The 24,200-nt window shown below is 73.3% G+C and carries 26 protein-coding genes and 1 tRNA gene; 13 read left to right on the top strand and 14 right to left on the bottom strand.

What is annotated here, in order from left to right; translation table 11 throughout:
* Window positions 1-23: 23 nt before the first annotated feature.
* The gene (locus GV155_RS10065) at window positions 24-743 is read right to left on the bottom strand and encodes a histidine phosphatase family protein (protein WP_160007602.1); all 720 of its coding nucleotides are present in this window, start codon (window positions 741-743) and stop codon (window positions 24-26) included.
* Between the two features lie 50 nt (window positions 744-793).
* Here GV155_RS10065 and corA point away from each other — a divergent pair, with 50 nt between their 5' ends.
* Entirely contained in the window at window positions 794-1,774 is a 981-nt protein-coding gene (gene corA / locus GV155_RS10060; RefSeq protein WP_160007600.1) for a magnesium/cobalt transporter CorA, read from the top strand.
* Window positions 1,775-1,777: 3 nt separating this feature from the next.
* On the opposite strand, the gene GV155_RS10055 is transcribed toward corA, so the two are convergent.
* Together GV155_RS10055 and GV155_RS10050 are read right to left on the bottom strand one after the other, a co-directional pair.
* Complete coding sequence (locus tag GV155_RS10055) at window positions 1,778-2,188, bottom strand: VOC family protein (protein ID WP_160007598.1); 411 nt, start codon at window positions 2,186-2,188, stop codon at window positions 1,778-1,780.
* A 26-nt stretch (window positions 2,189-2,214) separates the two neighbouring features.
* Window positions 2,215-3,039: an undecaprenyl-diphosphate phosphatase gene (locus GV155_RS10050; protein WP_160007596.1), complete on the bottom strand. Its 825-nt coding sequence runs from the start codon at window positions 3,037-3,039 to the stop codon at window positions 2,215-2,217.
* A 66-nt stretch (window positions 3,040-3,105) separates the two neighbouring features.
* Between GV155_RS10050 and GV155_RS10045 the strand changes: the two genes are divergently transcribed.
* Window positions 3,106-4,059, top strand: coding sequence for an aldo/keto reductase (locus GV155_RS10045; RefSeq protein ID WP_160007595.1), 954 nt, complete (start codon window positions 3,106-3,108; stop codon window positions 4,057-4,059).
* A 32-nt stretch (window positions 4,060-4,091) separates the two neighbouring features.
* Window positions 4,092-4,280: a DUF5703 family protein gene (locus GV155_RS10040; protein ID WP_160011118.1), complete on the top strand. Its 189-nt coding sequence runs from the start codon at window positions 4,092-4,094 to the stop codon at window positions 4,278-4,280.
* Between the two features lie 49 nt (window positions 4,281-4,329).
* On the opposite strand, the gene GV155_RS10035 is transcribed toward GV155_RS10040, so the two are convergent.
* A complete protein-coding gene (locus GV155_RS10035) occupies window positions 4,330-4,623 on the bottom strand; it encodes a Fe-S cluster assembly protein HesB (RefSeq protein WP_160007593.1) in 294 nt (97 codons plus the stop codon).
* Between the two features lie 87 nt (window positions 4,624-4,710).
* Entirely contained in the window at window positions 4,711-6,072 is a 1,362-nt protein-coding gene (locus GV155_RS10030; protein WP_160007591.1) for a M20/M25/M40 family metallo-hydrolase, read from the bottom strand.
* A 79-nt stretch (window positions 6,073-6,151) separates the two neighbouring features.
* Here GV155_RS10030 and GV155_RS10025 point away from each other — a divergent pair.
* Window positions 6,152-6,237 (top strand) — tRNA-Leu (locus tag GV155_RS10025).
* A gap of 111 nt (window positions 6,238-6,348) precedes the next feature.
* On the opposite strand, the gene GV155_RS10020 is transcribed toward GV155_RS10025, so the two are convergent.
* Both GV155_RS10020 and GV155_RS10015 read right to left on the bottom strand, forming a co-directional pair.
* Entirely contained in the window at window positions 6,349-7,224 is an 876-nt protein-coding gene (locus GV155_RS10020) for a phosphotransferase family protein (protein ID WP_160007589.1), read from the bottom strand.
* Window positions 7,221-8,288: a DUF2235 domain-containing protein gene (locus tag GV155_RS10015; protein ID WP_160007587.1), complete on the bottom strand. Its 1,068-nt coding sequence runs from the start codon at window positions 8,286-8,288 to the stop codon at window positions 7,221-7,223. Before GV155_RS10015 ends, GV155_RS10020 begins: the two co-directional genes overlap by 4 nt.
* A gap of 83 nt (window positions 8,289-8,371) precedes the next feature.
* Between GV155_RS10015 and GV155_RS10010 the strand changes: the two genes are divergently transcribed.
* Both GV155_RS10010 and GV155_RS10005 read left to right on the top strand, forming a co-directional pair.
* Complete coding sequence (locus GV155_RS10010) at window positions 8,372-9,064, top strand: LysR family transcriptional regulator substrate-binding protein (RefSeq protein ID WP_236554239.1); 693 nt, start codon at window positions 8,372-8,374, stop codon at window positions 9,062-9,064.
* A 173-nt stretch (window positions 9,065-9,237) separates the two neighbouring features.
* On the top strand, window positions 9,238-10,080 hold the full coding sequence (locus GV155_RS10005; RefSeq protein WP_160007585.1) for a DICT sensory domain-containing protein: 843 nt from the start codon (window positions 9,238-9,240) through the stop codon (window positions 10,078-10,080).
* Window positions 10,081-10,117: 37 nt separating this feature from the next.
* On the opposite strand, the gene GV155_RS10000 is transcribed toward GV155_RS10005, so the two are convergent.
* Together GV155_RS10000 and GV155_RS09995 are read right to left on the bottom strand one after the other, a co-directional pair.
* On the bottom strand, window positions 10,118-11,551 hold the full coding sequence (locus tag GV155_RS10000) for a GuaB1 family IMP dehydrogenase-related protein (RefSeq protein ID WP_160007583.1): 1,434 nt from the start codon (window positions 11,549-11,551) through the stop codon (window positions 10,118-10,120).
* Window positions 11,552-11,595: 44 nt separating this feature from the next.
* Window positions 11,596-12,921, bottom strand: a complete 1,326-nt coding sequence (locus GV155_RS09995) for a DUF2252 domain-containing protein (protein WP_160007581.1) — start codon at window positions 12,919-12,921, stop codon at window positions 11,596-11,598.
* A gap of 95 nt (window positions 12,922-13,016) precedes the next feature.
* Between GV155_RS09995 and GV155_RS09990 the strand changes: the two genes are divergently transcribed.
* On the top strand, window positions 13,017-13,307 hold the full coding sequence (locus tag GV155_RS09990) for a YiaA/YiaB family inner membrane protein (protein WP_160007579.1): 291 nt from the start codon (window positions 13,017-13,019) through the stop codon (window positions 13,305-13,307).
* Window positions 13,308-13,398: 91 nt separating this feature from the next.
* Here the strand turns inward: GV155_RS09990 and GV155_RS09985 are convergent, their stop codons facing one another.
* Both GV155_RS09985 and GV155_RS09980 read right to left on the bottom strand, forming a co-directional pair.
* Window positions 13,399-14,628, bottom strand: coding sequence for an acyl-CoA dehydrogenase family protein (locus GV155_RS09985; RefSeq protein WP_160007577.1), 1,230 nt, complete (start codon window positions 14,626-14,628; stop codon window positions 13,399-13,401).
* Complete coding sequence (locus GV155_RS09980; RefSeq protein WP_160007575.1) at window positions 14,628-15,995, bottom strand: acyl-CoA dehydrogenase family protein; 1,368 nt, start codon at window positions 15,993-15,995, stop codon at window positions 14,628-14,630. Before GV155_RS09980 ends, GV155_RS09985 begins: the two co-directional genes overlap by 1 nt.
* 170 nt (window positions 15,996-16,165) lie before the next feature.
* On the opposite strand from GV155_RS09980, the gene def reads away from it, so the two are divergent.
* A complete protein-coding gene (gene def / locus GV155_RS09975; RefSeq protein WP_160011114.1) occupies window positions 16,166-16,696 on the top strand; it encodes a peptide deformylase in 531 nt (176 codons plus the stop codon).
* A gap of 321 nt (window positions 16,697-17,017) precedes the next feature.
* On the opposite strand, the gene GV155_RS09970 is transcribed toward def, so the two are convergent.
* Window positions 17,018-17,284, bottom strand: coding sequence for a hypothetical protein (locus GV155_RS09970; RefSeq protein WP_160007573.1), 267 nt, complete (start codon window positions 17,282-17,284; stop codon window positions 17,018-17,020).
* 155 nt (window positions 17,285-17,439) lie between these two features.
* Between GV155_RS09970 and GV155_RS09965 the strand changes: the two genes are divergently transcribed.
* Window positions 17,440-17,940 carry a Gmad2 immunoglobulin-like domain-containing protein gene (locus GV155_RS09965; RefSeq protein WP_160007571.1) on the top strand — a complete coding sequence of 167 codons (501 nt, stop codon included), beginning with the start codon at window positions 17,440-17,442 and terminating at the stop codon, window positions 17,938-17,940.
* Here GV155_RS09965 and GV155_RS09960 read toward each other — a convergent pair.
* Together GV155_RS09960 and cobA are read right to left on the bottom strand one after the other, a co-directional pair.
* Window positions 17,909-18,727, bottom strand: coding sequence for a TrmH family RNA methyltransferase (locus tag GV155_RS09960; protein WP_160007569.1), 819 nt, complete (start codon window positions 18,725-18,727; stop codon window positions 17,909-17,911). The two genes, GV155_RS09965 and GV155_RS09960, sit on opposite strands and share 32 nt — an antisense overlap.
* A 4-nt stretch (window positions 18,728-18,731) precedes the next feature.
* Window positions 18,732-19,994 carry a uroporphyrinogen-III C-methyltransferase gene (cobA, locus tag GV155_RS09955; protein ID WP_160007567.1) on the bottom strand — a complete coding sequence of 421 codons (1,263 nt, stop codon included), beginning with the start codon at window positions 19,992-19,994 and terminating at the stop codon, window positions 18,732-18,734.
* A gap of 81 nt (window positions 19,995-20,075) precedes the next feature.
* On the opposite strand from cobA, the gene GV155_RS09950 reads away from it, so the two are divergent.
* The 4 genes from GV155_RS09950 (at window position 20,076) to GV155_RS09935 (ending at window position 24,200) form a co-directional block, all read left to right on the top strand.
* Window positions 20,076-20,606 carry a YbhB/YbcL family Raf kinase inhibitor-like protein gene (locus GV155_RS09950; protein WP_160007565.1) on the top strand — a complete coding sequence of 177 codons (531 nt, stop codon included), beginning with the start codon at window positions 20,076-20,078 and terminating at the stop codon, window positions 20,604-20,606.
* Between the two features lie 78 nt (window positions 20,607-20,684).
* Complete coding sequence (locus GV155_RS09945; protein ID WP_160007563.1) at window positions 20,685-21,284, top strand: hypothetical protein; 600 nt, start codon at window positions 20,685-20,687, stop codon at window positions 21,282-21,284.
* A gap of 55 nt (window positions 21,285-21,339) precedes the next feature.
* The gene (gene eat / locus GV155_RS09940; RefSeq protein WP_160007561.1) at window positions 21,340-22,806 is read left to right on the top strand and encodes an ethanolamine permease; all 1,467 of its coding nucleotides are present in this window, start codon (window positions 21,340-21,342) and stop codon (window positions 22,804-22,806) included.
* Window positions 22,803-24,200, top strand: a complete 1,398-nt coding sequence (locus GV155_RS09935; protein ID WP_328820794.1) for a glutamine synthetase family protein — start codon at window positions 22,803-22,805, stop codon at window positions 24,198-24,200. Before eat ends, GV155_RS09935 begins: the two co-directional genes overlap by 4 nt.

The raw sequence follows: 24,200 nt of genomic DNA, 5'->3' as shown, positions 1-24,200 counted from the left end.
GTCGCGACCCGTCGCGACCGGACTCAGGCCGGGCCGGCTCCCCCGCCGACCGCGGCGTCGTCGGCAGCGGCGGCCTCCTCGCCCTCGGCCTGCGGCTTCGGCGCCATCCAGGACAGGTCACCGGCGTGGGTGTTCGAGGCCACGACGTACGGCCGGCTGCCGGTGTAGCGCACGATCGAGACCGACGCCGGGTCGACCGTGATCCGCTGGAACAGGTCCAGGTGCATCCCCAGGGCGTCGGCCAGCACCGCCTTGATCAGGTCGCCGTGGCTGACCGCCACCCACACGCCCCCGTCGCCGTGGCTGGCCGTCACCGCGGCGTCGTGGCGGCGTACGGCGGCGACGACGCGCGACTGCATCGTCGCCATGGACTCGCCGCCGGGGAAGGTGACCGCGGACGGCTGCGCCTGCACCGTGGACCACAGCGGCTCCTTGGCGAGGTCCTTGAGCAGCCGGCCCTGCCAGTCGCCGTAGTCGCACTCGACCAGGCCCTTGTCGGTGCTCAGCGGGACCTCGGGGCCGTCGGCCGGGCGGGCGCGCAGGATCTCGCGGGCGGTCTGCTTGCAGCGCTCGAGCGGGCTGCTGACCACGCCGGCCAGCGGGACGGGCGCGAGCCGCTCGGCGGTGCGCCGGGCCTGACCGACCCCGGTCTCGTCCAGTCGCACGCCCGGGGTCCGACCGGCCAGGGTGCCGCTGGCGTTCGCGCTGGTGCGGCCGTGACGGACGAGGATGACGGTGGCCATGGGCGCGAGCCTAGGCCGTGGGGGCTCACCTGCTGCCCTACCGTGTGCGGGTGATCGTCGACAGCGCCGTCTACCGCGACGGGTGCCGCCAGGAGCTCGACGTCGAGCCGCACGACTACCACGCGCTGCGCTCGGTGGTCGAGGGCGCGCACGACTTCGTCTGGATCGGGCTGCACGAGCCGACGGCCGAGGAGCTCTCCCACGTCGCCGAGGCCTTCGACCTGCACCCGCTCGCCGTCGAGGACGCCGTCAAGGCCCACCAGCGCCCCAAGCTCGAGCGCTACGGCGACGGGCTGTTCCTCGTGCTCAAGACGCTCTGGTACGTGGATGCGGACGACGCCGTGGAGACCGGCGAGATCAGCCTCTTCGTCGGCGCCCACTTCGTGGTGACCGTGCGCCACGGCGACGGCTCGGGCCTGCAGAGCGCCCGCACCTACCTCGAGGGCGAGGAGCAGGTGCTGACCCACGGGCCCTCGGCGGTGGTCTACGCGGTGTGCGACCAGGTCGTCGACGACTACGTGGCCGTGGTCGACGCGCTCCAGGTCGACGTGGACGAGGTGGAGTCGTCGGTCTTCTCCCCCGCCCGGACCGACGACTCGGGCCGCATCTACATCCTCAAGCGCGAGATCAGCGAGGTGCGGCGGGCGGTGCTGCCGCTGCGCGAGCCGATGCGCCGCTTCTCGACCGGCGAGGTCCGCGGGATCACCCACGAGGCCTCCCCGTTCTTCCGCGACGTCTCCGACCACCTCTCCCAGGCCGCGGAGGCCGTCGACGGTCTCGACTCCCTACTGTCCACCGCCTTCGACGCCTCCCTGGCCAGGATCTCGGTGCAGCAGAACGACGACATGCGCAAGATCTCCGCCGGCGCGGCGCTGGTCGTCGTCCCGACGCTGATCGCCGGCATCTACGGCATGAACTTCGACCACATGCCCGAGCTGCACTGGACCTACGGCTACGCCTTCGCGCTGGCGCTGATGTCCGGGATCGCCGGGATGCTGTGGTGGTTCTTCAAGCGCTCCGGCTGGCTCTGAGCCTCAGGCGTCGGGGTCGTCCTCGAAGCCGATCAGCCAGGTGAGGCCGTGCCGGTCGACCACCTGGCCGTCCCAGGCACCCCACGGACGCTGCTGCAGCGCGTCCAGCACCCGGCCCCCCTCGGCGAGGTCCGAGAACCACTCCCGCAGCGTGGCCGGAGGTGCGGTGCCCAGCAGCGAGAACAGCAGGCCCTCGGCACGGAAGGCGCGCTCGTCGCCCGCCGTGTCCGCCGCGAACAGGGCCACCGGCCCGGTGCCCAGGTACCCGTGGGCGACCGCGTCGGCCGGCCCGTCGGTCCTCGACATCTCGGCGAAGGTGTGGACCTGGACCGAGCAGCCGAACACCGTGCCGTAGAAGGCGAGCGCGTCCCGGGCCGTCCCCGGGAACGTGAGGTAGGGCGTGGGTGCGGTCATCGGTCGATGCTAGGGCCGGGCCGGGCTCAGGCCTGGAGCACGCCGAAGGCGACGAGCAGCAGCACGCCGGCCCCGAGCAGCACCCGGTAGACCACGAACGGGGTGTAGGAGCGGGTCGAGACGTAGCGCAGCAGCCAGGCGATGGCGGCGTACCCGACCACGAACGACACGACGGTGGCCAGCAGCGTCGGCCCCCAGCCGTACGGGTTGTCGGAGCCGGGGACGTCCTTGAGCTTGTAGACGCCCGCCCCGACCACGGCCGGGATGGCCAGCAGGAAGGCGTAGCGGGTGGCGTCGGCGCGCTCGTAGCCCAGCGCGCGGCCCATCGAGATGGTGGCGCCGGAGCGGGAGACCCCGGGCACGAGCGCGGCGGCCTGGGCGGCGCCCATCAGCACGGCGTGCTTGAGACCGAGCTTGTTCAGCCCCCGGTCGTTGGCGCCGTAGCGGTCGGCCAGGCCGAGCACGATCCCGAGCACGATCAGGGTGGTGCCGATGATCCACAGGCTGCGCAGCTGACGGTCGATGGCGTCCTCGAAGAGCAGGCCGAGCACCACGATCGGCAGCGAGCCGACGATGATGTACCAGCCCATCCGGGCGTCGAGCTGGCCGCGCAGCTCCGGCCGGACCAGCGAGCGCGCCCACATGGAGCCGATCCGCCAGATGTCGCGGCGGAAGTAGATCAGCACCGCCAGCTCGGTGCCGATCTGGACGACCGCGGTGAAGGCGGCGCCGGGGTCCCCCCAGCCGAACAGCTCGGGGAAGATCCGCAGGTGGGCGCTGCTGGAGATCGGCAGGAACTCGGTGAGTCCCTGGATCACCCCCAGCACCAGGGCTTCGAGCAGGTCCGACACGGTCAGGACCCTAGACCGCGTGCGGGTCGCGGCAGCAGGCGGCGCGCGGATCGCTACGGTTGCGCCATGCAGCAGCGACGCCTCGGGAGCAGCGGTCTGTCGGTCTCGCGGCTCGGGCTCGGCACGATGACCTGGGGTGCCGACACCGACGAGCACGAGGCGCGCGAGCAGCTGACCGCCTTCGTGGCGGCCGGCGGCACCCTGGTCGACACCGCCGCCGGCTACACCGACGGCGGCTCGGAGTCCCTGCTCGGCTCCCTGATCGGGACCGTCGTGCCGCGTGACGACCTGGTGGTGGCCACGAAGGCCGGCATCTCGCGCCGGTCCGGCGCCCGGGTGGTCGACACCTCGAGGCGCCACCTGCTGGCCACCCTGGACGCCTCGCTGGCGCGCCTCGGCGTCGACCACGTGGACCTCTGGCAGGTGCACACCTGGTCGGCCACGGCGCCGATGGAGGAGACGCTGGCCGCGCTGGACCACGCGGTGGCGACCGGACGCGCGGCGTACGTCGGCATCTCCAACTACGCCGGCTGGCAGACCGCCCGCGCCGCGACCTGGCAGCAGGCGGTCCCCGGACGCAGCCCGCTGGTCTCGACCCAGGTCGAGTACTCCCTGCTCAACCGCACCGTCGAGCACGAGGTGCTGCCGGCCGCCGACGCCCTGGGGCTCGGCGTGCTGCCCTGGTCGCCGCTGGGGCGCGGGGTGCTGACCGGGAAGTACCGCGCGGGCACGCCCTCGGACTCCCGCGGGGCGTCCCCGGTCTTCTCGGGCTTCGTGGGGGCCTACCTCGACGAGGACAGCGCCCGCGTGGTGGAGGCCGTCGCCCGCGCCGCCGACGGTCTCGGGTGGACCCCGCTGGAGGTCGCGCTGGTGTGGGTCCGCGACCGCCACGGCGTGACCGCACCGATCCTCGGCTCGCGCACCGCCGCCCAGCTCACCGCCGCCCTCGGCACGGAGGACAAGACGTTGCCCCGCGAGATCGCGACCGCCCTCGACGACGTGTCCGAGGGCTCGCGGTGAGCCGGGCGGGTCGCCGCCCGCCCGGGCGCGCGGTGGAGTGGGAGTTCGACAAGGTCACCTTCGACCGCGAGTTCCCCCGCGGCGTGGTCACCAAGCTGCTGGTCGAGCGCGCCGAGCACGGTGGCTGGGAGCTCGACCGGGTGCGGATCGGGTCCGACGGGACCCGTCGGGTGGTGCTGCGCCGCAAGATCATCCGGCAGCTGCGACCCACGTTCTTCTAGGCCCTGCTGCTGCGGTGCTGCGGCGCAGCACCCCCTGACGGGGCCTCGCTCAGCCCTGGAGCCCGAGGGCGAAGGCGACGTTGCCGGCCTCGTCCACGCTGGCGTCGAGCACCTTGTCGTCGAGCTCGACGCGGGCGGTCTCGTCCAGGAAGACCCGGGCGCCGTCCTGCTCGACCACCAGGTCGGTGGCGGCCGGCTCCTGGGCCGCGCTGACCGCGAACGACGGCTCGGGGCCGTCCTCGCCGGAGATGCGCAGGCCGGCGTCGGGGAGCCCCTGGTCGGTGGCGATCTGGTCGTTCAGGTCCTTCACGATGGTGCTGGCGTTCTCGGTGAGGGTGAGCACGAGGCTCTCCTTCCGATAGCGGGCAAGGAAGCCCCCCACTGTGCCGACCGAGCCCCTCGTCGTTCAAGCCGGCCGCCGTCCGGCGTGTCAGACCTCGTCGAGGAACCGGTCGAGCACCCGGGAGCCGAACTCGAGCGCGTCGACCGGGACGCGCTCGTCGATGCCGTGGAACAGGGCGGTGAAGTCGAGGTCGTCGGGCAGGCGCAGCGGGGCGAACCCGTAGGACCGCATCCCCAGCCGGGTGAAGTGCTTGGCGTCGGTGCCCCCGCTCATCAGGTACGGCGCGACGAGCGCCCCGGGGTCCTCGGCGAGCAGCGAGCGACCCATGGCGTCGACCAGGGCGCCCTCGTACGGCGTCTCCCACGGCTTCTGGTGGCTGACGAAGTCGATGTCGACGCGGTCGCCGCAGAGCTCGGCGAGGGTGTCGAAGAACTCGTCCTCGAAGCCGGGCAGGAAGCGGCCGTCGACGTGGGCGGTGGCCTCCTGGGGGACGACGTTGACCTTGTAGCCGGCCCCCAGCATGGTCGGGTTCGCGGTGTTGCGGATGACGGCGCCGAGCATCCGCGCGGCGCCCCCGAACTCCTCGACCAGCGACTCCGCGTTCTCGGGCGTCGCCTCGGTGCCGGCGAGGTCGGCCACCGCCGCCAGCAGCGTCTGCATCGCCGGGGTCAGCCGGACCGGCCACTCGTACGAGCCGATCCGGGCGATCGCGCCGGCCAGGTCGGTGACGGCGTTCTCGCGGTTGATCATCGAGCCGTGGCCGGCACGGCCGCGGGCGGTGAGCCGCATCCAGGCCATCCCCTTCTCCGCGGCCTCGATCAGGTAGACCCGGCGACCGCGCACGGTCGCGCTCCACCCGCCGACCTCGCCGACCGCCTCGGTGCAGGCCTCGAGCTGGTCGGCGTGCTCGCGGACGAGCACCTCGGCGCCCAGGTGCCCGCCGGCCTCCTCGTCGGCGGTGAAGGCCAGCACGACCGGGCGGTCGGGGACCGCGCCGGCGCGTGCCCGGGCGCGGACCACTGAGAGCAGCATCGCGTCGAAGTCCTTCATGTCGACCGCGCCGCGGCCCCAGACGTAGCCGTCCTGGACCTCGCCGCTGAACGGGTCGACCTGCCAGTCGGCGGCCTCGGCCGGCACGACGTCGAGGTGGCCGTGCAGGAGCAGGCTGTCGGTGCGCGAGCGGTCGGCGCCGCCCCAGTGCGCGATCAGGGAGGTGCGGCCCGCCTCGGCCTCGACCAGCTGGGAGGAGATGCCCACCTCGTCGAGCAGCGCGGCGACGTGCTCGGCGGCCTTCCGCTCCCCCGGGCCGTCGGCGCCGCCGTAGTTGGAGGTGTCCATCCGGATCAGGTCGCGGCAGGTCTCGACGACCTCCGCAGCCGGGTCGTAGCCCGGGTCGCGCGGGGCCGTGCGGGTGCCGTCGCCGGTCGTCTGGTCGCCGTGGCTGCTCATGGCCTCATCGTGGCACCTGCCCACCACCCGCCCGATGCGGGACCGGGCCGCGGCCTTTGCTAACGTTGCGCCCGCACTCGTCCGGGTGGCGGAATTGGCAGACGCGCTAGCTTGAGGTGCTAGTGCCCGTATTAGGGCGTGGGGGTTCAAGTCCCCCCTCGGACACCGACGAAGGACCAGGCCATCGGCCTGGTCCTTCTGCTTTTCCGCCCAGATGACGCTCGCGGACAGCCGAGATGACGCTCGCGGCGCCTCGAGATGACGGTTCCGGACACCTCATCCCAGGGCGGCGAGGTGGCCGAGCAGGCGTACGGCCTGGGCATGGTCGCTGCCCGTCGGGTTGCGGTGGTGGCCCCGGTTGCCCGGCAGCAGCATCACCAGCCAGAACGTCGCCAGCAGCGCCCGCCGCTGCGCGAAGCGGTCGGCCGCCGCGCCGGTCCGCAGACCGAGACGGTCGAGGTGGGGGCCGAGCTCGTCCTCGGCGATCAGGCCGGGCAGCGCGACCGTGACGTGCTCGACGAGGTCGGCCACCTCGTACGGCAGGTCGCCCACGCCGCCGTCCTCGTGGTCGACGACCCGGCAGGTCGAGCCGTCCCAGACGAGGTTGGCCGCGTTCCCGTCGCCGTGGGTCAGCATCAGGTCCTCCGGGGTCGCTGGCGCCACCGGCTCCTCGTCCTCGAGCCACCGCCTTGCCGCGACGAGCGCCTGGCCCACGACGGCGTCACCGGCGTACGACGTCGTGGCCAGCGCCGCGCGCAGGCGCTCGGCCATCTCGACCGGTCCCGCACGGCGCGGCGGCAGCGTGCCGAGCACGGCGGCGGGCACGGCCGTACGCATCCGGACCAGCGCGTCGAGGGCGGCCCGCAGGCGCGCTCCCGTCAGGGGCGCACCGGCGAGCGGCACGCCGGGCACCCGGCCCATGGCGATCCGGACGGTGCCGTCCGCGACCTCGCGGAAGACGGGCCGCGGTGCCGATCCCGGGGCCCAGCGGTCCAGCAGCACCAGGTTGGCCCATTCCCGCTCGGCCTCGTCGCCGTGCCGGACCGAGAACGTCTTGACCACCGTCCGGCGACCGAGCCGGACCTCGTGCGTCGACTCGACCGCGCGTCGGAGGGCGCCGGAATCGTCACCTCGACTGTCCGCAAGCGTCATCTCGGCTGTCCGGGAGCGTCATCTCGGCGGGTGCGGACGGGGCGGACGCGGGCGTCGGGACGAGCGAGGTAGCTGCCGAGGTTCGGTCCGTACGCCGGGTCGTGGCGCCGTCGCTCGACCGCGGAGGACGCGGCGAGCTCGGAGCCGGGGGCGACCTCGCCGAGGGCGCGGGTGACCGGGCGCGTCATCCGGTGCACGCCCTTGCGCGAGTCGTGCACGGTGCCCAGCGGGTCCGGGACGACCTCGGGCGGGGACAGCGCGTCCGGGTCGAGCCCGAGGCCGCACTCGGTGAGCCGGTCGGCCATCCAGAGCAGGGCCACGTCGGCCAGGCCGCGCTCGGCGTACCCGCCGCCGACATCGCTGTGCGCGCCGGTGAACCAGACCTGCTCGACCCGCCTGCCCTCGGCGGCCGCGGCCGGGTCGTCCTGCCACAGCGTCGGCACGAACGGCCGGCGCCGCTCGTCGACCGCCACGGCGTGGAAGGCGGCGTCCACCCGGCTGCTCAGGGCCGTGTCGTGGAAGCGCCAGCGGCGGTTGAGCCACCGGACGGTGTCCAGCCCGCCCAGGGGGATGCCGAGCGCGCCGACGGTGTCCCAGACCCCGACCGCGCGGATCCGCGACTCGTGCGAGAACCGCGCCCGGAAGGCGGTGGAGACCTGCCCGCGCGGGTGCTCGGCCCGGTCGCGGTAGAGCGCGTACGCCTCGTCCTGCCGGTCCGCGTGCTCGCGGCGCAGGACGCCCACGTTGCGCACCAGCCCGGCCAGGCTGCGCGCGGTGTAGGCGCCCCGGCTGAACCCGACCAGGAACAGCTCGTCGCCGGGCTCGAAGTGCTCGACGAGGAACGCGTAGGCGTCCTGGACGTTGGCCGAGAGGCCCAGGCCGAACACGCCACCGACGAGCCGCTCGCGCGGACGGGTGCCGACGCCCTCGAGGTAGTGCCCCTGCTGGGCGACGCCGTCCGGGCCGTGCGTGGCCAGCGCCCGGTGCAGCCGCACGACGTTGGTCGGCGCGGCCGTGCGCGCGGTGTTCCAGGTGCCGTCGCAGCACACCAGCAGACGCGTCATCGCCACCTCCACGAGCCGTGCTGGCGAACCTAGGGCACCGCGGCGTCGCCGACCAGCGTCGGAGCGTGTCCTAGGCTCGACCGGTGCCCCGCTCCTCCTCCCCCGCGCGTCGTGAGCGCCGCCGCCCCCCGGTGGCCAAGGAGAAACCGCGACCGCGACCGCACGAGCAGCCGCGGACCGCGGCCGTCGAGGTCCCGAGCGAGCCCTTCCGCGTCGCCTTCGTCACCGGCTCGACGCCCGACAAGTGGGCCCAGCGGTTCCGTGAGCGATCGCGGCGCACCCTCGTGCTCGTTCCGGTCGAGGAGTCCGACCAGGAGCGGGTCGTGCGGGACGGCCGGGCCGACATGGTGCTCGCGAGGCTGCCGGTCGACCGCGAGGGCCTGCACTGCATCCCGCTCTACGACGAGCAGCCCGTGGTCGTCGTGGCCCTGGACCACGTCGTGACGGTCGCCGAGGAGCTGACCACCGACGAGCTGGCCGACGAGCAGCTCGTCCTGCCGGAGCGGTCCGGGTGGCGGCCGGCCGTCGAGCAGCTGCCCTGGCCGCCGATGGGCATCCCGGACGCGGTCGAGGTCGCGGCCTCGGGCTCCGGGGTGGTCGTGCTGCCGATGGCCCTGGCGCGGCTGCACCACCGGCGCGACGTCACCTACCGCCCGGTCACCGACCTGCCGCCCACCCAGGTCGGGCTGGTCTGGTCGCTGGACGTCGACGGTCCCGACGTGCAGACCTTCATCGGCGTGGTCCGGGGACGCACCGCGCGGAGCTCCCGCGACTGAGGCCCGCCCGGAAGGGTGAGAACTTCAACGCACACCTACACGGCCTGTTGAAGTATGGTGGGGTCAACACCTTCCCCCGAGGTGCTCGATGGGGCCGGCACCTGCCGGCCCCATCACATTTCTCCGGTCCTGGGGCGGCCGTCCGTCCACCCGGGCGGACAAGGGGCCACGCTGTGAGCAACGACGACCTGAACGACGGCGCCACCCTGACGGTGGGCGACCTGGCCGCGCGCACAGGAGTGGCAGCGGGCACCCTGCGGATGTGGGAGCAGCGTCACGGCTTCCCCGAGCCGGCGCGGCTGCCCTCGGGCCACCGGCGCTACCGCGAGAGCGACGTCGCCGCCGTACGCCGGGTGCTGGCCGCCCGCGAGCGCGGCGTGCGTCTGGAGCAGGCCGTCGCCGAGGCGCACACGCTGCGCCGCGTCGGCGACTCGGTCTACTCGCTGCTGCGCACCCGCCACCCCGAGCTGATGCCGCACCAGATGAGCAAGCGCACCCTGCAGTCGCTGTCGCACGCCATCGAGGACGAGTACTGCGCCACCAACGACCGCCGCCGCATCCTCGGCGGCTTCCAGACGATGTCGTTCTTCGCCGGCGCGGCACTGCGCTGGCGGAGGCTGGCCGAGATGAGCCGCTCGGCGGTCGTCTTCGCCGAGGACGTCGACCACGAGATGGAGGTGCCCGGGCGGATCCGGCACGTCCCGATCGACGCCGGCAGCCGCTCGCGCCGCGAGTGGTTCCTGGTCTGCGAGTCCGGCACCATGCCGGTGGTCATGGCCGCCTGGGAGCTCCCCGGACAGGACCGGACCCCGGACCGGCAGCGCCGCTTCGAAGTGACCTGGAGCCTGGACCCGGCGGTCGTCTCCGACTCCGTGCTGGCCTGCACCGAGATCGCCGCCGCGGCGGGCTACGAGATCGAGGGCCCGGACCCGGCCCTGGCCGGCGCGGCCAAGGTCACCTCGGCCGGGTTGTTCCTGCGCGCGGTGTCCTACATCGACGCCGACCGGCAGCGCTGACCCGGGTCGGTCGGGCCCGCCTCACCAGGAGGTGGCCTCACCAGGAGGTGGCCAGCGGGCGGCCCTCGGTGAACCCCGCGGCCGACTGGACGCCGACCAGCGCCCGCTCGTGCAGCTCCTCGAGCGTGGTGGCGCCGGCGTAGGTGCAGGCCGACCGCAGCCCGGAGCAGATCTGGTCGACCAGGTCCTCCACGCCGGGGCGGGCGGGGTCGAGGTACATCCGCGAGGAGCTGATCCCCTCCTCGTAGAGGCCCTTGCGGGCCCGGTCGTAGGCCGACTCCCCCGCGGTGCGGTGCGCGACCGCGCGCGCCGAGGCCATCCCGAAGGAGACCTTGTACGACCGGCCGTCGCCGTCCTCGACGAGGTCGCCGGGCGACTCGTGCGTGCCGGCGAACCAGGACCCCACCATCACCGAGGCCGCCCCGGCGGCGACCGCGAGCGCGACGTCGCGCGGGTGGCGTACTCCCCCGTCGGCCCAGACGTGGCCGCCGAGCTCCCGCGCGGCCGCGGCGCACTCGCGCACCGCCGAGAACTGCGGGCGCCCGACGCCGGTCATCATCCGGGTCGTGCACATCGCGCCCGGCCCGACCCCGACCTTGACCACGTCGGCCCCGGCCTCGATCAGCGCCCGGGTGCCCTCGGCGGAGACGACGTTGCCGGCGACCACGGGGACCTGCGGGTCCAGCCCGCGGACGGCGGCCAGCGCCTCGAGCATCCGGCCCTGGTGGCCGTGGGCGGTGTCGACGACGAGGCAGTCGGCGCCGGCCTCGAGCAGCTCCTTGGCACGCAGGGCCACCTCGCCGTTGACCCCGACCGCGGCCGCGACCCGCAGGCCGCCGCGGGCGTCGACCGCCGGGGCGTACAACGTGGCGCGCAGCGCACCGGTGCGGGTCAGGACCCCGGCGAGCCGTCCGTCCGGGTGCACCGCGACGGCCAGCGGTGCGCGGGCGGCGTCGATCACGTCGAAGGCCTCGCGCGGGTCCGCGTCGGCGCTGATGACCGCTGAGGCCGGGCGCATCACCGAGCCCACCTGGGCGAAGCGGTCGACGTCGGTGCAGTCGGAGGCGGCGACGACGCCGAGGGGACGGCCGTCCTCGACGACGACCGCGGCCCGGTGGGCACGCTTGGGGATCAGCGACAGCGCCTCGGCCACGGTCTGGTCCGGCCGGAGCTCGATGGGGGTGTCCAGCACGAGGTGGCGGGACTTCACGAACGAGATGACGTCGGCCACGACACCGGTCGGGATGTCCTGCGGGACGACCACCAGGCCGCCGCGGCGCGCCACCGTCTCGGCCATCCGACGGCCGGCGATCGCGGTCATGTTGGCCACGACGACCGGGATCGTGGCCCCGGTGCCGTCACGGGTGGTCAGGTCGACGTCGTAGCGACTGGTGACCTCGGAGTGCCGGGGCACCATGAAGACGTCGTCGTAGGTGAGGTCGTGACCGGGGTTCTCCTGGAGGAAGTCCACCCCCCGACCGTACCGACCGGGCCGCGCTGCCGGGCGCGTCCGGGTCAGGTGGAGGCGACCCCGATGGCGCCGGAGCGGAACGCCTCGACGAAGTGCGCGTGGTCCTCGCGGACCTGGTCGGCGTAGCCGAGCCCGAAGTCGGTCACCCACTCCACCAGCTCCCGGCGGCGGCCCTCGACGCAGTCGGCGACGGCCTGCTCGACCTGGAAGTCGACGAGGTCCTGGTCGCTGTCCTCGTCGGAGGCGCAGTGGATCTTCGCGGTCGCGCGGCCCAGCAGCTCGACGACCCCGGCGATCTCGTCGGGCTCGATCATCCCGCCCCACTCGAGGTCGACCTCGTAGGGCGAGACCTCGGCGACCACGAAGCCCGCGCCGTCGAGCGAGGTGTAGCCGACGAGCGGGTCGGTGTGGGCCTGCAGCGCGCGCTGGCTGACCACGGTGCGGTGGCCCTCGTTCTCGAAGTACTCCTCGATCGAGTCGTGCTCGGCGAAGCGGCTGACCGCCGGCACGTTGGCCTGCTTCATCGACAGCAGCACGTCGTTCTCGAGCGCCTGGCTCCAGCCCTCGACCAGCACGTTGTACGCCGGGAGGCCGGCGCTGCCGATGCCGAAGCCGGACTTGCCGACGATGTCGAGCACGTCGTAGAACAGCGGGCGGTCGTGGCGCTTGTCGGCGGGGATCGTCTCGAGGTAGGCCTCGAAGGCGCGGGCGACCTTGGCGCGCTCGGTCGCCGACAGCTGCCGCACCGTCGGGTGCTCGGCGAAGCGACGGCCCCCGTCCTCCCCGACCACCGTCTGGGCGCCGACCAGGCCGCGCCTGGTCTGGGCACGGGCCTCGACCAGCGCCTCGTGGATCGGGCCCTCGGTGTTGTCGAGCGTGAGCGCGAAGTCCTCGTCGTTCTCGGTGTCGCGGTAGGCGTCGATCTGCGAGAGGTAGGCCCGCACGTACCGGCCGATCAGGCGGCGTACGTCGTCCTCGGGCAGCGCCTTCTGCCACCCGGTCAGCGCCAACGAGGCGGCGAAGCGCTGGAGGTCCCAGGTGAACCGCCCGAGGTAGGCCTCGTCGAAGTCGTTGACGTCGAAGACCATCCGGCCGTCGGCGTTGAGGTAGGTCCCGAAGTTCTCGACGTGGAGGTCCCCGTGGATCCAGATGCGGCCGCTGCGCTCGTCGCAGAACGGGTCCGGGTCGCGGGTGACGTCGGCGTAGAACAGGCACGCCGTACCGCGGTAGAAGGAGTGCGGGTCGGCCGCCATCTTGCGGAACTTCGCGCGGAACGCCGCGGGGTCGCGCTCCATCAGCGGCGCGAACGCGTCGTCCAGCACCGTCACGATGGTCTCGCTGCGGCGCTCGGCCGTCCGGGGTGTCGCCATGGGCTCACCCTGCCACGCGGTCGAGCGGTTGTACTCAGCCCACCCGGGTAGGACGACGGGCGCCGGCAGGCCCGCACCGGCGTGAGAGTAGGGACATGAGCAACCACCACACCTCGTCCAAGAACACCAACGCCTTCTTCGCCCAGGCCGCGCTGTCGTTCGGCGTCGCCCTGCTGGCCATGGTCGTCGCCGTGCTCTACCTGCCGGTCGACCCCTGGGTGCGGGCCTTCCTGGCCCTCGGCACCCTGTTCCTGACCACCTCGGCCTTCACGCTGGCCAAGTGCGTGCGTGACAACCAGGAGAACCAGGCCGTGGTCCACCGCCTCGACGAGGCGCGGGTGGAGAAGCTGCTGGCCGAGCACGACCCGTTCCGCCAGATGTCCTGACGCAGGAGCGCCCGGGGAGGAGGCCCCATGTCTCCTCCCCGGGCGCGGTCCGGGGACCCCGCGCCGTCGGCGCGGGGTCGCGTGCGTGTGGTCAGCGCAGCTGGGCGCTCGTCAGGCCCAGCACGCGCCGGGCCACGATCAGCTGCTGGATCTGTTGGGTGCCCTCGAAGATGTCGAGGATCTTCGAGTCGCGGCCCCACTTCTCCAGCAGCTCGGTCTCGGAGTAGCCGATCGACCCGGCCAGCTCGACGCAGCCGAGGGTGACCGCCGAGCCCACGCGGCCGGCCTTCGCCTTGGCCATCGAGGCCTCCAGCGAGTTGGGCACCTTGTTGTCGGCCATCCAGGCGGCCTGCAGGGTGAGCAGGTACGCGCCCTCCCAGTCGGCCTCCATCTCCAGCAGCCGGGCGGCCGCGGCGGACTGGTTCTGCGCCGGGCGGTCGTAGTCGACCTCGACGCCGGCCTGCGCGAGCAGGTCACGGGTGAGGTCGAGCGAGGCGCGGGCGCAGCCCACGGCCATCGCGGCCACCAGCGGCCGGGTGTTGTCGAAGGTCGCCATCGCGCCGGCGAAGCCCTGCTTGGAGTCCACCTCCGGGCTGCCGAGGAGGTTCGCGGCCGGGACCCGGCAGCCCTCGAAGATGATCGTGGCCGTGTCGGAGGCCTTGATGCCGAGCTTGTGCTCGAGCCGGTCGACCCGCATCCCCGGGGTGCCCTTGGGTACCACGAAGGACTTGATCGCGGCCCGGCCGAGGTCGCGGTCCAGGCTGGCCCAGACCACGATGTGGTCGGCCCGGTCGCCCGCGGTGACGTAGATCTTCTCGCCGTCGATGACGTACTCGTCGCCGTCGAGGCGGGCGGTCGTCCTGATGTTGGCGGAGTCCGAGCCGGTCCCCGGCTCGGTGATCGCCATCCCGGCCCAGACGCCGGCGAAGCGCTCGAGCTGCTCGTCGTTGGCCACCGAGGCGATGGCCGAGTTGCCCAGGCCCTGGCGCGGCATCGAGAGCAGCAGGCCCACGTCGCCCCAGCACATCTCCGCGATCGAGAGCACCGAGGCGAGGTTGGCGCCGTTCTTCGTGCCGCTCGCCTGGCTGCGCTCCTTGGCCTTCGCGTCGTCGCCGCGGCCCACGCCGTTGGCGCCGGCCCCCTCGGCGGCGCCGGACTCGGAGAGCCCGTCGATCATCGAGGCGAGCATGTCGAGCTCGCGGGGGTACTCGTGCTCGCCCTTGTCGTAGGTGCGCGACACCGGACGCAGCATGTTCATCGCGACCTGGTGGGCCTGGCTGACCAGCGGTCGGAACTTCTTCGGCTCGTCGAGGTTGATCACTAGATCATCACGCTTCCTTCCATGACACCGACGGCCCGCAGGTCGCGGTACCACCGCTCCACCGGGTGCTCCTTGACGAAGCCGTGGCCACCGAGCAGCTGGACGCCGTCGAGGCCGATCTGCATGCCCTTGTCGGCGCACGCCTTGCGGGCCAGCGCGGTCGACCGGGCGGCGTCCTTGCCCGCGGCGACGTGGCCGGCGGCCTTGTAGGTGAGCAGGCGCATGGCCTGGAGCTCGATCGCGATGTTGGCGACCATGAACGCCACCGACTGGCGGTGGGCGATCGGCTCGCCGAAGGCCTCGCGGCCCTTGACGTACGGCGTGACGTAGTCGAGCACGGCCTGGCTAGTGCCGACCGCCAGCGCGCACCACGCGATCCGCGACAGCCGCACGCACTCGGTGTAGGTCGAGCCGTCGGCCTCGCCGAGCAGGGCCTCGGCCGGGACCGTCACGCCGTCGAGGTGCAGCCGGGTCAGCGACGCCGCGCGGACGCCCATCGCGGGGTCCGACTCGATGGTCAGCCCCGACGTCGAGGACTCCACGAGGAACAGGCATGGGGAGCCGTCGAGCTCGGCACCGACCACGAAGAGCTCGGCCTGCGCGCCGCGGACGACGGCCGACTTGAGGCCGTCGAGGCGGTAGCCGCCGTCGGCCTGCCGCACGGCCGTGGTGGCGGGCGACAGCACGTCGAAGAGCACCGTGGGCTCGGTGAGCGCGAGGGCGGCGGCCGGGACGTCACCGTCGGTGAAGGACGGCAGGTACGTCTGCTGCTGCGCCTCGGTGCCCCACAGGCCGAGCGCGGTCGCGACCGAGCCCGGGGCCAGGGCGGCCACGGCCAGGCCCATGTCCCCGTGGGCGAGCGCCTCGGCGACCAGGGCGCCGGCCATGGCCGAACGCTCCTCGGAGATGCCCCCCAGCACCTCCGGGACGCCCAGCACGGGCAGCCCGATCTCGAGACCGGCCTTGAGGACCGGCTCCGGCGCCTCGCACGCCTCGTCGGCCTCCGAGGCGGACGGTCGCAGCACCTCGGCGGCGTACTCGGAGACGAGGTCGACGAGCATCTGCTCGTCCTCGGTCGGGGTCAGGTCGAAGACACCGGTCCGCGGCGACGACGGCACCCGGGAGCCGGGGCGCCCGGCCGACCCGGCGCGGGCGAAGGTCCGGCTGGCCGTGGTGACCGACCGGAACCCGGTCCGGGTGACGGTGAAGACGGCCTGCTCGGCCTGCTTGCGCAGCCCGACGCGGTCCAGGACGTCGCTCTGGGCGAGCCGGTTGAGACCGGCCACCACGAGCCCGATGGGGTCGCGCGACTCCGAGGTCGGCACCCCGTGGCGGCCACCGGGCCGCAGCGCGTTGAGGAGGGACATGGGAGATAATGTAACTCCTAGTTACACTCCGTGCTACACCGAGCGACGTTCCTCGGGTCACACCGGCGCCGGCGCCGCCGCAGGCGCGCCTAGGATCAGTCCCCGTGACCGAGCAGACCGAGCCCCACGCGCCCCACGGCCCCCTCCCCGACGGCGGCACCGTGCGTCCGATGACCCGGTGGGGCACCCCGGTCATGCACCGGCGCCAGGCCGCGGTCGACGACTTCGACGACGCGCTGCGCACGCTGGTCGCGGACATGGTGGCCACGATGTACGCCGCCGACGGCGTCGGCCTGGCCGCCTGCCAGATCGGGGTGGACCAGGCGGTCTTCGTCTTCGACTGCCCCGACGACGAGGGCGAGCGCACGGTCGGCGTCGTGTGCAACCCGCGCCTGGAGCTGCCCGAGGGCAAGGACCGGAACCTCGACGTCGACGACGAGGGCTGCCTGTCCTTCCCGGGCGCGTTCGTCGAGTGCGCGCGGCCCGACACCGCCACGGTCGTCGGGCAGGGCATCGACGGCGGCGAGGTCGTCTTCAGCGGCGACGGCCTGCTGGCCCGCTGCCTGCAGCACGAGACCGACCACACCCTGGGCACGGTCTTCGGCGACCGGCTGCCGACCAAGGCCCGCAAGAAGCTGCAGAAGGCGCACGACAAGGCCGTCGCCGAGTTCCCGCCCGACTGGCCGGTCACCCAGCCGTAGCAGCCGCAGGCCCCGGAGGTCGAGAAGCGAGCGTCGGCCCCGGAGGTCGAGGAGCGAGCGCAGCGAGCGTCACGAGACCGCCCGCCGCACCCCGGTGGTCGAGGAGCGAGCGTCGGACCCGGAGGTCGAGGAGCGAGCGCAGCGAGCGTCACGAGACCGCCGGCCGCACCCCGGTGGTCGAGGAGCGAGCGTCGGACCCGGAGGTCGAGGAGCGAGCGCAGCGAGCGTCACACGACCCGCACCCAGCCTCCAGCGTCGGCCACCGGAGGTCGAGGAGCGAGCGCAGCGAGCGTCACGAGACCACTCGCCGCGCCAACCGGGTCAGGCGTAGCGGTGGCTCTTGGCCGAGTGGCCGGCCTCGCGCGTGCAGGTGCGGCCACTGATGGCCTTGTGCCCGCAGAGCGCCTCGTTCGGCGCCTCGGCGCCTTCGGCGCTCGGGCTCTCGGGGGCGACCGGCGGTCGCTCCGTGGGGGTGCGGACGGTCTTCTTGGCGCTCTGGGTCGGAGTGGCACCGGGACGCGGGGGCGTCGCGCCGCCGCGTGCGTAGTGGGCCTCGCGCAGCGCGCGCTGGGCGTCGAGCTTGCTCATCGGGTCATCACCTGGCCGACACTAGGCGCTGCCACCGACACCGGCCCGCAGGCGCTCCGTCGATCACGTGTTCGAAGCATCACGCCGGAGGTCTTCCCGGCGCTCTTCCCGGCGCACCCCTTCCCCCTTGGCGCCGGGTGCGCCAGCATGGCCGCATGCCCCTGGTCGACACGGTCGAGGTACGCCAGCCCGCACGCGACGACGTCGTCGGCCGGGCCTTCACGGTCGCGGGCGTCGGCGGCGGGTTCGAGGGGACCCTCCAGGTCCGCGTCAGCGACGGCGACCACGAGGTCGCCCGCACCTTCGTCACCTCCCGCGCCGGAGGTGTCGGCGCGGGCGACTTCGCCGGCGAGGTCCGCCTCGACGAGCGGGTGGCCGACGGCACGCGCCTGGTCGTGCGCGTCACCGCCGACCGGGGCGGTCCGGGCGACCGGGACGGCGACCGGGTCGCGGTGACCTGCTTCCCCCGGTCGACCGGGTTCGTCGTGCACGAGGTCGAGCGGGGCGAGACCCTCACCGGGGTGCTGCGCGGCCTGGCGGGCCTGACCGCGGCCACCGTCGAGGACGTGGTGGCGGCCAACCCGGCGATCACCGACCCCGACGTCGTCGAGGTCGGCCAACGGCTCACGATCCCGCTGCTGCCCGCCTCGCGGTGACGTAGCAGGCCACCGCGGCCGCGGCCGCCACGTTGAGCGAGTCGATGCCGGCCGCCATCGGGATGACCGCGCGCCGGTCCGCGGCCTCCTGCCACCGCGCCGACAACCCCGGCCCCTCCGAGCCCAGCACCAGCGCGACCCGGTCCAGCCCGGCCACCGCCTCCTCCACCGGCACCGCGTCGTCGGCCAGCGTCAGCGCGACGGTGGTGAAGCCCCGCGCCGACAGCGTCGGGAGCGCGTCGTGCCAGTCGTCGAGCCGCGTCCACGGCAGCGCGAAGACCGCCCCCATCGCCACCTTCACCGCCCGGCGGTAGAGCGGGTCCGCGCAGCGCGGCGAGAGCAGGACGGCGTCGAAGCCGAGGGCCGCACCGCTGCGGAAGGCCGCCCCGACGTTGGTGTGGTCGACCAGGTCCTCCAGCACCAGCACCGAGCGGGCGCCGACGAGCACCTCGTCGAGCGTGGGCAGGGCCCGCCGCTCGAAGGAGGCCAGGGCACCACGGTGCACGTGGAAGCCGGAGACCTCCTCGGCCAACGACTCCGACACCACGTAGCAGGGGGCGGGCGACGCCGACAGGACGTCCTCGAGCCCCTCGAGCCACCGCGGCGCCATCAGGAACGACCGCGCCGCGAAGCCGGCCTCGGCGGCACGCCGTACGACCTTCTCGCCCTCGGCGAGGAACAGCCCGTGCTCGGCCTCGAGGTGGCGACGCAGCGTGACGTCGCGCAGGTCGCGGTAGTCGGCCAGGCGCGGGTCGGCCGGGTCGTCGACCTCGATCAGCTCGGCCACCGGGTCAGTCCTGCGGACGCGGGTAGGTCTCCGGCCGGGCGACGGCCACGACCTCCCCGACCACGATGATCGCCGGCGGGCGTACGTCCTGGGTCACCAGGTCGGCGTCCAGGTCCTCGAGCGTGGACAGCACCGCCCGCTCCCCCGGCAGCGTCCCGTCGACGAGCACCGCCACCGGTGTGGCCGGCGGCCGGCCTCCCGCGACCAGGGCCTCCGCGATCGCTCCGGCGTTCTGCACCGCCATCAGCAGCACCACGGTGCCCCGCAGCCGGCCGAGCGCGGCCCAGTCGACCAGGGAGCCGGGGTGCCCGGGCGGCAGGTGCCCCGAGACGACGACCAGCTCGTGGGCCACGCCGCGGTGGGTGACCGGGATCCCTGCCCGCGCCGGCACGGCCAGGGCCGAGGTCAGCCCGGGGACCACCGAGACCGGCACCCCGGCCGCCTGGCAGGCCAGCACCTCCTCGTAGCCCCGTCCGAAGACGAAGGAGTCGCCGCCCTTGAAGCGCACCACGCGCTTGCCCTCGAGCGCCCGGGCGACGATCAGCTCGTTGATCTGCTCCTGGCTCGCCGAGCGGCCCCGGGGGAGCTTGGCGACGTCGACCAGCTCCACCTCGGGCGCCAGCTCGTCGAGCAGCTCGCGGGGCGCCAGCCGGTCCGCGACGACGACGTCGGCGGTGGCCAGCGCGCGACGCGCCGCAACGGTCGACAGCTCCGGGTCACCCGGCCCGCCGCCGACCAGGACGACCCCCGCGGAGGTGTCGAGGCCGGCCCGCGCGGTCAGCCGCCCGTCCTGGAGGCCGTCCATGATCTCGTCGCGCAGCCGGGCCGAGAGCCGCGGCTCGCGGTTGGCCAGCACCGCCACCGTGACACCGCCGTGCCGACCCACCGCCGGGGTCCAGGCGCTGGCCGTCGCGGCGTCGTCGGCGCGCACGCAGAAGATCCGTCGCTCGTCGGCGGCGGCCAGGACCTCCTCGTTCACGGCCGGGTCGTCGGTGGCCGCGATCGCGTACCAGGTGTCGTCGAGGTCGGAGGCCTCGAACCGGCGTGGCTCCCAGGTGATCTCCGCGGTGAGGCCCTCGAGGGCGGGCGTGACCTCGGGCGCGACCACGACGACGTCGGCACCGGCGCCGATCAGGGTGGGGACGCGGCGCTGGGCGACGTGCCCGCCGCCGACCACGACCACGCGACGGCCGGCCAGCCGCAGGCCCACGGGGTACGGCGGGGGCGCGGCGCGGTCGGCGGTCTCGAGGTCGTCACCGGGGGCCATGGGTCCACTCTCTCGCGGACCGACCCACCGGCCACCCGGCGGGTGGTGACCGGGCACCACCGCCTGGCTAGGTTCCGAGTCATGAGCTCACTCGACCGCCCCGTCAGCCCCGACCCGTACGAGCTGCTGCCCGCCGTCCCGTCCTTCACGGTGACCAGCACGGACCTCCAGCCCGGCCAGCCGCTCGCGGACGCCCACGTCGCGCACCTGGGCAACACCTCCCCACAGCTGTCGTGGGAGGGCGCCCCCGAGGGCACCAAGAGCTACACCGTGACCTGCTTCGACCCCGACGCCCCGACCCCGAGCGGGTTCTGGCACTGGGTCCTGGTCGACCTGCCGGCCGACTGCACCTCGCTGCCGACCGGTATCGGGTCCGGCGAGGCCGACCTGCCCGGCAACGCCTTCATGTGCCGCAACGACATGGGCAGCAAGGACTTCGTGGGGGCCGCCCCGCCCGAGGGCGACCAGGTCCACCGCTACTACTTCGTCGTGCACGCCGTCACCGAGGAGAGCCTCGGCGTCGACTCCGACGCCTCCCCCACGTTCGTGTCGTTCAACCTGGTCTTCAACACCGCCGCGCGAGCCATCCTGCAGGGCACCTTCCAGCACTGACCCCTGCACTGACCCCTGCCCGGGCGCCTGAGCCGTTGTGCTCAGGCGCCCGTGGCGCGTCCCGGCCACGATGGGTCCATGGCCACCACCCGACCCGCCCTGCTGCGCTGGGCGCCACCCCTCGTGCTCGTGCTCACCGTCGCCCAGCTGGCCGTGGCGCAGTGGATGCCCGGCATCGAGCGCTTCGAGGGCAAGGCCTTCGGCGCCCGTCTGCTGCTCTACCCGCTGCTGATGCTGGCGGTCCCCGCCGCCTGGTGGTGGCAGGCGCGACGCCGGCCGCAGGCCGGTCGGACCGTGCCGTACGCCGCCTTCACGCTGGTCATGGCGCCGTTCCTGGTCGACGTGACCGGCAACAGCCTGGACCTCTACGACGCCGTGGTCTGGTGGGACGACCTCAACCACCTGGTGAACTGGATGCTCCTGACGGCCGGGCTCGGCCTCCTGGTCGGGCCGGCCGTACGCCCCCGGTGGGCGCTGGCGCTGATGCTCACCGGCCTCGGGGCACTGCTCGCGGTCGGGTGGGAGCTCGGCGAGTGGTTCACCTTCATCCGGCACGGCACCGAGCTCTCCGACGCCTACACCGACACCCTCGGCGACCTCGCGCTCGGCACGCTGGGCTCCCTGGTCGCCGCGCTGGTCGTGACGAAGGTCCTTTACCGCGCCCCCCGGCGTCACTAGGTTCGGTCCACCGCGCCGGGCTCCCGCCCGTGGCGCCGTCTGGGTGGAGACAGCGATGACCGATCAACGAGCGACGACGGGGGCCGGGAGCGGCACCAGCAGCGGGGCCGGCAGCGGGGACGGGGCGGGCGACGCGGAGTACTTCGAGGAGCGTCAGCTCCAGCGCGGCGCCGCCGGGTGGGTGCTGCTCGCCGGGCTCGGGGTCGCCTACGTCATCTCGGGCGACTTCGCCGGTTGGAACTTCGGGCTCGCCGAGGGCGGCTGGGGCGGCATGCTGGTCGCAACGATCGTGATCGGCACCCTCTACTTCTGCATGGTGCTCGGCCTGGCCGAGCTCTCCTCCACGATCTCCACCGCCGGCGGCGGCTACGGCTTCGCCCGCCGCGCGCTCGGACCGTGGGGCGGGTTCCTGACCGGCACCGCGATCCTGATCGAGTACGCCATCGCGCCGGCCGCGATCGCGAACTTCATCAGCGCCTACACCGAGTCGCTGTTCGGGTTCAGCGGACCGCTGGTCTTCGCGCTCTTCTACGCCGTCTTCATCGGGCTGCACATCTACGGCGTCGGCGAGGCGCTGAAGCTGATGTTCGTGATCACCGCGATCGCGGTCGTCGCGCTGCTGGTCTTCGTCATCGCCGCCGCGCTCCAGTTCGACCCGGCCAACCTCACCGACATTCCCGCCGACCCCGGTGCCGCCGGGTCGTCGTCGTTCCTGCCGTTCGGGCTGCTCGGGATCTGGGCGGCCCTGCCGTACGCGATCTGGTTCTTCCTGGCCGTCGAGGGCGTCCCGCTGGCCGCCGAGGAGACCAAGGACCCGGCGAAGGCCATGCCGCGCGGGATCATCGCCGCGATGCTCATCCTGGCGGCCTTCGCCGCCCTGATCCTCGTGGTCGGCCCCGGCGCCGCCGGTTCCGAGAGCCTCACCAAGTCCGGCAACCCGCTCGTCGACACCCTCGAGACGGCGTACGACGGGTCGACCGCGGTGAGCACCTTCGTCAACGTCGTCGGCCTGCTCGGCCTGGTCGCCAGCTTCTTCTCGATCATCTACGCCTACTCGCGCCAGACCTTCGCGCTCTCGCGGGCCGGCTACCTGCCGACCGTGCTCTCGAAGACGGGCAGCCGCAAGACGCCGTACCTCGCGCTGATCGTGCCCGGGGTCATCGGCTTCGTGATGGCGGTGCTGAACCAGGGCGACCTGCTGATCCTGGTCGCCGTCTTCGGCGCCACGATCTCCTACGTCCTGATGATGGCCAGCCACATCGTGCTGCGCTTCAAGGAGCCCGACCTCGAGCGGCCCTACCGCACCCCCGGCGGGATCGTGACCACCGGCATCGCCCTCGTGCTCTCGCTCGTCGCCGTGGTCGCCTGCTACGTCGTCGAGCCGAAGGTCATCCAGGTGACCGCGGGCGTCTTCGTCGTCGCGATCGCCTACTTCGGGTTCTACTCCCGCCACCACATCAGGCAGGGGGCTCCCGAGGAGGAGTTCGCCGCCATCAGCGACGCCGAGAAGGGCCTCAAGTGACCGACCACTCCCCCGCCGCCGGGACCGACACCCCGGTCAACGACCGGATGCTCACCCTGGACCGGCTGCGGCACCTCATCACCGGCGGCGAGATCGACACCGTGGTGATGGCCTTCACCGACATGCAGGGCCGGCTGCAGGGCAAGCGGCTGCACGCGGCGTACTTCCTGGACGTGGCCCTCAAGGCCGGCACCGAGGGCTGCAACTACCTGCTGGCCGTCGACGTCGAGATGAACACCGTCGACGGCTACGCGATCTCCTCGTGGGAGCGCGGCTACGGCGACATGGAGTTCGTCCCGGACTGGCAGACCCTGCGGCTGCTGCCGCACCTGCCGGGCACCGCGATGGTGCAGTGCGACCTCGCCTGGCTCGACGGCGAGCCCGTGGTGGAGTCCCCGCGCACGATCCTGCGCCAGCAGCTCGACCGGGCCCGGGACATGGGGTTCAGCGTGCACGCGGGCACCGAGCTGGAGTTCATCGCCTTCGAGGACACCTACGAGGCCGCGCACGACGCCGACTACCACCGGCTGCGCCCGGTCAACCAGTACAACATCGACTACTCGGTGCTCGGCACGACCCGCGTCGAGCCGCTGCTGCGCGACATCCGCAACCACATGTACGCCGCGGGCATGGACGTCGAGGGCGCCAAGGGCGAGTGCAACTTCGGCCAGCACGAGATCGGCTTCCTCTACAACACCGCCATGGTCACGTGCGACCACCACGTGGTCTACAAGACCGCCGCCAAGGAGATCGCCGCCCAGCACGGCCGGTCGCTGACCTTCATGGCCAAGTACGACCAGCGCGAGGGCAACTCCTGCCACATCCACCTCTCGCTGCGGGGCACCGACGGCGACCTCGTCTTCTGGGACGAGAAGAAGAAGGCCCGGACGAAGCTGTACGACGCGTTCGTGGCCGGTCTGCTGTCGACGATGGCGGACTTCACGCTGCTGTACGCGCCCAACGTCAACTCGTACAAGCGGTTCGCCGGCGGCTCCTTCGCCCCGACCGCGATCGCCTGGGGCACCGACAACCGCACCTGCGCGGTACGCCTGGTCGGCCACGGCGCCTCGGCCCGCCTGGAGAACCGGGTCCCCGGCGGCGACGTGAACCCGTACCTCGCCGTCGCGGCAATGCTCGCCGGCGGCCTGCACGGCATCGAGCAGGAGCTCAAGGGCGTGCCCGAGACCCAGGGCAACGCCTACGAGAGCGGCGAGGAGCTGGTGCCGCGCACCCTGCACGCGGCCCGGGAGCGGTGGGCGACCTCGGAGGTGGCACGATCTGCGTTCGGTGACGCCGTCGTCGACCACTACACCACCATGGCCGACGTCGAGCTCGCCGCGTTCGACGCCGCCGTCACCGACTGGGAGCGCCGACGCGGCTTCGAGCGTCTCTGA

Source organism: Nocardioides sp. AX2bis (assembly GCF_902506435.1).
Classification (GTDB): domain Bacteria; phylum Actinomycetota; class Actinomycetes; order Propionibacteriales; family Nocardioidaceae; genus Nocardioides.
Note: the sequence above shows the minus strand (reverse complement) of the source record. Positions and strands in the feature narration are given on the sequence as shown.